Source organism: Rhodococcus sp. CX (genome assembly GCF_015865005.1).
Taxonomy (GTDB): Bacteria; Actinomycetota; Actinomycetes; order Mycobacteriales; family Mycobacteriaceae; genus Rhodococcus.
The window spans coordinates 1-7790 of the sequence record NZ_JADZGH010000275.1; the positions used below are offsets into that span (position 1 = coordinate 1).

Sequence of the window (7790 nt, forward strand, 5' to 3'; positions counted from 1 at the left end):
CTGGATCCGCCGACTGAGCACCGAATCCTTCCGCCATCGTGCCGTCGCCATCGGCGCACTGCTGGCGACGGTCGTCGCCGCGCTCATCGACATCGGCTTCCCGCTCCTGACGAAACTCGCACTCGACAGCGCCACCCACCCGCAGGGCGCCGACCTGCACCTGATCGGGGTCGCGGCCGCCGGAATCGCCGGTGGTGCACTGGTCCGGTTCGGCTGCCAGTACGGGCGCCGGATGCTCGCCGGACAGCTGTCGCTGAACGTCCAGCACGACCTGCGGCTGCGGCTGCTCGGGTCGCTGCAGCGGCTCGACGGACGCGGCCAGGACCAGATCCGCACCGGACAGGTCGTGTCCCGCTCGATCACCGATCTGCAGCTCGTCCAGGGACTGCTCGCGATGGTGCCGATGTCGGCGGGCGCCCTGCTGCAGTTCGTATTGGCGCTGGTCATCATGGCGGTACTGTCGCCGCTGCTGACCCTCATCGCCCTCGTTACCGTGCCGGTCATCGCGCTGATCGTCCGGACCGTGCGGCCGAAACTGTTCGCCGCGACCTGGTCCGCGCAGCAACGCGCCGCCGACCTGGCCCAGCACGTCGAGGAAACCGTCACCGGTGTGCGCGTCGTCAAGGGCTTCGGCCAGGAGGACCGCGCGGTCGACCAGCTCGAACGGCACGGCCTGGCGCTGTACGCCGAACGGATGCGCGCGGCCCGCGTCAATGCCCGGTTCACCGCCCCGATGGGTGCGATCCCGCAGCTCGGCCTGGTCGCGACCATCGCGCTCGGCGGGTGGCTGGCGCTGCACGGCACCGTGACGGTCGGCACGTTCCTCGCGTTCACCGCGTACCTGGCGACGATGAGCGCGACGACCCGCACGCTGTCGTCGGTGATCATCATGGCGCAGCTCTCGCGCGCCGCCGTCGAACGCGTCTACGAAGTGATCGACGCCGAACCCGACGTCGCGGACCCGCCGCACCCGGTGCCGCTGCCCGCCGGTCCGCTCGGGCTGGCGCTGCGCGACGTCACCTTCGGATTCGAACCCGGTCGCGACGTGCTGCGCGGCGTGGATCTCGAGGTGACTCCCGGCGAAACCGTCGCCGTGGTCGGCCCGGCCGGGTCCGGCAAGACCGCCCTGTCGCTGCTGCTGCCGCGCTTCTACGCGCCGGACGCCGGGTCGGTGAGCCTGACCGGCGACGACTTCGAGCTGGACGTGCGCTCGCTGCGCAGCGACGAGCTGCGTGAAGCCGTCGGCCTCGTGTTCGACGAACCGTTCCTGTTCTCCGACACGATCGCCGCGAACATCGCGCTGGGCCGGCCCGACGCCACCCCCGACGAGATCCGGGCCGCCGCGGTCGCGGCCCGCGCGGACGAATTCGTCGAGAACCTGCCGGACGGATACGACACCGTCGTCGGGGAACGCGGCCTGACCCTGTCCGGCGGGCAGCGGCAGCGGGTCGCGCTGGCCCGGGCGCTGCTGCTGGATCCGCGGGTGCTGATCCTCGACGATGCGACCTCCGCCGTCGACGCCGAAACCGAGGCCGCGATCTTCGCGGCGCTGCGCGCCCAGCGTGGGCGCACCACCCTCGTGCTCGCGCACCGCCGCTCGACCCTGTCGCTCGCGGATCGGGTGGCGGTTCTCGACGAGGGCCGCATCGTCGACGTCGGGACCGCGGAGGAACTCGAGGAACGCAATGCGCTGTTCCGGGCGCTGCTCACCGGCACCGGCGACGACGACCCCGACACCGCTCCCCTCGCCTCCGGGCCCGAACCGTCGGCCGAGCAGCTGTGGCCGGAGGTGACGGCCGACCCGGACGAGGCCGGCAGGTCCCCCGCCTCTCCTGCCCTGGCAGGTCCCGGCGGTGGTCCGGGCGGCGGCGGCCCCGGCGGTGGCGGACGCGGTGGCGGCGGCCCGATGAGCGGGGCGCTCGGTTCCGTCGCACCCACCCCGGAACTCCGGGCCGCGGTGGCGGCGCTGCCCCCGGCCACCGAAACCCCGGGCCGGCATCGCGACCTGCAGTCCCGGGCGCTGCGCCGCCCCGATCCGAGGTTCCGGCTGTGGACGACGCTGCGGCCCGTCCGGTTGCTGCTCGGCGCGGTCGTGCTGTGCCTGATCGTCGAATCCCTCACCTCGATCGGGTTCCCCTCGATCGTGCAGTACGCCGTCGACCAGGGCGTCACGCCCGGCGATCCCGCCCGGTTGTGGGCCGCGGTCGGCGCCGGGGTGCTGCTCGCGCTGCTCGGCTGGGCGGTGGTGGCGGTGCTGACGGTGCTCACCGCCCGGGCCGGGGAACGGGTGCTGTTCGGGTTGCGGGTGCGCAGCTACGCGCATCTGCAGCGGCTCGGACTCGACTACTACGAGCGGGAACTGTCCGGGCGGATCATGACCCGGATGACGACGGACGTCGACGCGCTGTCGTCGTTCATCCAGACCGGTCTGTCGACCGCGGTGGTCAGCGTGCTCACCGTCACCGGCATCTCCGTGGCGCTGCTGGTCACCGACGTCTCGCTCGGGCTGGTGGCGCTGGCGGTGGTGCCGCCGCTGCTGATCGCGACCTTCTGGTTCCGGAAGGTGTCGTCGTCGGCGTACGCGATCTCGCGCGAGCGCATCTCGATCGTAAACGCGGATTTCCAGGAGAACGTCACCGGTCTGCGTGCCGCGCAGGCCTATCGGCGGGAGGCGTTCGCCGCCCAGCGGTTCGCCGAACGCGCCGACGCCTACCGTCGCAGCCGCATGCGCTCGCAGCGGGCGATCTCCCTGTACTTCCCGTTCATCACGATGCTGTCGGACCTGGCGCTGGCTGCGGTCGTGTACGTCGGCGCCCGGGAGGTCGCGGCGGGTGAGGCGACGCCGGGTGTGCTGGTGGCGTTCGTGCTGTACCTGAGCCTGCTGTTCGGCCCGATCCAGCAGCTGTCGCAGGTGTTCGACGGCTATCAGCAGGCCCGCGTCGGGCTGCGCCGCATCGGCGACCTGCTGCGCACCGAGAGTTCGCTGGAGGCCGGTCCGCCCGGCTCGGTGCCGGTGACCGGGCACCTGCGCGGCGACGTGCACCTCGACGACGTCGGTTTCCGGTACGCCGGCGCCGAGACCGACGCGCTCACCGACGTCGAACTGCACATCCCGGCGGGTACGACGGTCGCGCTCGTCGGCCGCACCGGCGCCGGCAAGTCCACCGTGGTCAAGCTCCTCGCCCGCTTCTACGATCCGACCTCCGGTTCGGTGCGCGTCGACGGGGTCGACCTGCGCGACTATCGGCTCGCCGACTACCGCGGCCGGCTCGGTGTCGTGCCGCAGGAGGCCCACCTGTTCACGGGCACCGTCGCGAGCAACATCGCGTACGGCCGTCCCGACGCGGACCGCGCCGACATCGAGGCCGCGGCCCGCGCGGTCGGTGCGCTGGGCATGATCGCGACCCTGTCCGGCGGAATGCACCATCCGGTCGGCGAACGCGGCCAGGGTCTGTCCGCGGGCCAGCGGCAGCTGGTCGCGCTGGCCCGCGCCGAACTCGTCGATCCCGACCTGCTGCTTCTCGACGAGGCGACCGCGACCCTCGATCCGGGCACCGAACGGGCCGTTCTCGAGGCCGGCGAGAAGGTCGCGCGTTCCCGGACCGCCGTGGTGGTCGCGCATCGGCTGGGAACCGCGGCCCGCGCCGACCGCGTCGTGGTGGTCGACGGGGGGCGGATCGTCGAAACCGGGCCGCACGCGGAGCTGCGTTACGCGGGCGGCGTATACCAGACCCTCTGTGATGCGGCCGAAACCCGCGCAGGGAATAATCGGTCGTCGAGAACCGTCATCGATGGAGACCCCGTCGAAGTCGAAGCACAAATTGTGAGGTAGATCTCGCCGCATGTTCGATCAATTACGATCGCCGCACGCACGGGATAGCCTCATGAATACAGGCGCTCCGATCGGGTACCGAAGAAAGAAACGAGGCGAACAACTGCCGTGAGCAGCAGCTCTACATCACAGTTCGGTCAGAACCAGTGGTTGGTTGACGAGATGTACCAGCGCTTTCAGGACGATCCTTCGTCCGTGGACGCGAGTTGGCACGAATTCCTGACAGATTATTCCCCCGAAACAGCGGTCGCAGGTGGTGCAAACGGCATCGAGACCGCCACCGCTACCGCTCCGACCGCCACTGCGACGGCTCCCGCCCCGACGCCCGCACCGGCTCCCGCACCGAAGGCAGCACCCGCTCCGAAGGCCGCGGCTCCGGCCGCCGCGCCGGCGAAGCCCGCAGCTGCTGCCCCGAAGCCGGCTGCACCCTCTTCCGACAAGGCCGCCGCCGAGGAGAAGAAGGTTCTCCGCGGTGCCGCTGCCGCTGTCGCGAAGAACATGAACGCCTCGCTCTCGATCCCCACCGCCACCAGCGTTCGCGCCATCCCTGCGAAGCTGATGTTCGACAACCGGATCGTCATCAACAACCACCTCGCCCGTACCCGGGGCGGCAAGGTCTCGTTCACGCATCTGCTCGGTTACGCCCTGGTCCAGGCGGTCAAGGCGTTCCCGAACATGAACAACCACTACGCCGAGATCGACGGCAAGCCGAACCTGGTGACGCCGGCGCACACCAACCTCGGTCTCGCGATCGACCTGCCGGGCAAGAACGGACAACGTTCGCTCGTGGTCGCCGCGATCAAGAACTGCGAAACCATGAATTTCGCACAGTTCTACTCGGCGTACGAGGACATCGTCCGCCGCGCCCGCGACGGTAAGCTCACCGGTGACGACTTCTCCGGTGTGACGATCTCGCTGACCAACCCCGGCGGCATCGGCACCGTGCACTCGGTGCCGCGCCTGATGGCCGGTCAGGGCGCCATCATCGGCGCCGGCGCGATGGAGTACCCGGCCGAGTTCCAGGGTGCTTCCGACGAGCGCATCGCGGAACTGGGCGTCGGCAAGCTGCTGACCCTCACCTCGACCTACGACCACCGGGTCATCCAGGGCGCCGAGTCCGGCGAGTTCCTCAAGACCGTTCACGAGCTGCTGATCTCCGACGATTTCTACGACGAGATCTTCCACACCCTCCACATCCCTTACGAGCCGGTCCGCTGGCGCAAGGACGTGCCCGAGGGCGCGGTCGACAAGAGCACCCGCGTGCTCGAGCTGATCGCGGCGTACCGCAGCCGCGGCCACCTCATGGCCGACACCGACCCGCTGCAGTTCGTCAAGGACAAGTTCCGCTCGCACCCGGACCTCGACGTCACCACGCACGACCTGACCCTGTGGGACCTCGACCGCGAGTTCAACGTCGGCGGCTTCCACGGCCAGCAGCGCATGAAGCTGCGCGACGTGCTGTCGGTGCTGCGTGACGCGTACTGCCGCCACGTCGGCATCGAGTACACGCACATCCTCGAGCCGGAGCAGCAGCAGTGGCTGCAGGAGCGGGTCGAGGCGCATCACGTCAAGCCGACGGTCGCGCAGCAGAAGTACATCCTGAGCCGCCTCAACGCCGCCGAGGCCTTCGAGACGTTCCTCCAGACCAAGTACGTCGGCCAGAAGCGGTTCTCGCTCGAGGGCGCCGAGTCGGTCATCCCGATGATGGACTCGATCATCGACCAGGCCGCCGAGCACCAGCTCGACGAGGTCGCCATCGCGATGCCGCACCGCGGTCGCCTCAACGTGCTCGCCAACATCGTCGGCAAGCCGTACTCGAAGATCTTCACCGAGTTCGAGGGCAACCTGAACCCGGCCGCCGCGCACGGCTCCGGCGACGTGAAGTACCACCTCGGCGCCGAGGGCACCTACATCCAGATGTTCGGCGAGAACGACATCAAGGTCTCGCTGACCGCGAACCCGTCGCACCTCGAAGCCGTGAACCCGGTCCTCGAGGGCCTGGTCCGCGCCAAGCAGGACATCCTCGACAAGGGTGAGGACGGCTTCACCGTCCTGCCGCTGCTGCTGCACGGCGACGCCGCGTTCGCCGGTCAGGGTGTCGTCGCCGAGACGCTGAATCTGGCGCTGCTGCGCGGGTACCGCACCGGCGGCACCGTGCACATCGTCGTCAACAACCAGGTCGGCTTCACGACCGCGCCGGAACACTCGCGGTCGTCGGAGTACTGCACCGACGTCGCGAAGATGATCGGCGCGCCGATCTTCCACGTCAACGGCGACGATCCGGAGGCGTGCGTCTGGGTTGCGCAGCTCGCCGTGGACTTCCGCGAGAAGTTCCACAAGGACGTCGTGATCGACATGATCTGCTACCGCCGCCGCGGCCACAACGAGGGCGACGACCCGTCGATGACGCAGCCGGCCATGTACGACGTGATCGACACCAAGCGCAGCGTCCGCAAGAGCTACACCGAGGCCCTCATCGGCCGCGGCGACATCTCGCTCAAGGAAGCGGAAGACGCCCTGCGGGACTACCAGGGCCAGCTGGAACGCGTGTTCAACGAGGTCCGCGAGCTCGAGAAGTACAAGCCGGAACCGTCGGAGTCGGTCGAGCTGGACCAGACGCCGGCGCCGCGCCTGACCACCGCCGTGGACAAGTCGGTGCTCGAGCGCATCGGTGACCAGTTCGCGAACGTTCCCGAGGGCTTCAACGTGCACCCGCGCGTCAAGCCGGTCATCGAGAAGCGCCGCGAGATGGCGCGCGAGGGCAACATCGACTGGGCCTTCGCGGAACTGCTCGCGTTCGGTTCGCTCGCCGAGCAGGGCGCGCTGGTGCGCCTGGCCGGTCAGGACTCGCGCCGCGGCACGTTCACGCAGCGTCACTCGGTGCTCATCGACCGCAAGACGGGCGACGAGTACAACCCGCTCGCCACGCTGGCCGCGCAGGCCGGCAACGGTGGTCGCTTCATGGTGTACGACTCGGCGCTGACCGAGTTCGCGGGCCTGGGCTTCGAGTACGGCTACTCGGTGGGCAACCCCGACGCGCTGGTGCTGTGGGAGGCGCAGTTCGGCGACTTCGTCAACGGTGCGCAGTCGATCATCGACGAGTTCATCTCGTCCGGTGAGGCCAAGTGGGGCCAGCTCTCCGACGTCGTGATGCTGCTGCCGCACGGCCACGAGGGGCAGGGCCCGGACCACACGTCCGGCCGTATCGAGCGCTGGCTGCAGCTGTGCGCCGAGGGTTCGATGACCGTGGCGGTTCCGTCGACTCCGGCCAGCTACTTCCACCTGCTGCGTCGTCACCACCTCGACGGCATCCGCCGCCCGCTCGTGGTGTTCACGCCGAAGTCGATGCTCCGCAACAAGGCCGCGGTCAGCAACGTCGAGGACTTCACCCAGGGCAAGTTCCGCTCGCTGCTGGAAGAGGTCCCCTACGAGAACGGCACCGCCGACCGCACCAAGGCGACCCGCATCCTGCTGACCTCCGGCAAGCTCTACTGGGAGCTGCTCGCGAAGAAGCAGAAGGAGAACCGCGAGGACATCGCGATCGTCCGCATCGAGCAGCTGTACCCGGTGCCGCGTCGTCGCATCGCCGAGACCCTCGACCAGTACCCGAACGCCACCGAGTTCTTCTGGGTGCAGGAAGAGCCGGCGAACCAGGGTGCGTGGCCGTTCCTGGGCCTGGCGCTGCCGGAACTGCTGCCGGAGAAGCTCACCGGCATCAAGCGGGTGTCGCGTCGTTCGATGTCCGCGCCGTCGTCGGGCTCGAGCAAGGTCCACGCGGTCGAGCAGCAGGAGATCATCGAGAAGGCGTTCGCGCGGTAGCCCGCACCTTCTCGGCACACCCCGCCTTTCTTCGAAAGACGGTTCTCATGCGAGCCGGGTCGTGCCTGCCCTTCGGGGCGGGCCGGCCCGGTTCGCGCCGTTCTGCGGCCTGCCCTCTGCGGCCTGCGCTCCCCCTCCG

The 7790-nt window shown here is 69.4% G+C and carries 2 protein-coding genes; both read left to right on the forward strand.

All coding sequences use genetic code 11. The annotated features are described in order from the left end of the window. The coding region (locus I0Q12_RS31170; protein WP_197257874.1) for an ABC transporter ATP-binding protein at nt 1-3832 on the forward strand (3832 nt) is incomplete at its 5' end. Nucleotides 3833-3940: 108 nt separating this feature from the next. Further along, entirely contained in the window at nt 3941-7651 is a 3711-nt protein-coding gene (locus I0Q12_RS31175; RefSeq protein WP_197257876.1) for a multifunctional oxoglutarate decarboxylase/oxoglutarate dehydrogenase thiamine pyrophosphate-binding subunit/dihydrolipoyllysine-residue succinyltransferase subunit, read from the forward strand. Nucleotides 7652-7790: the final 139 nt, after the last annotated feature.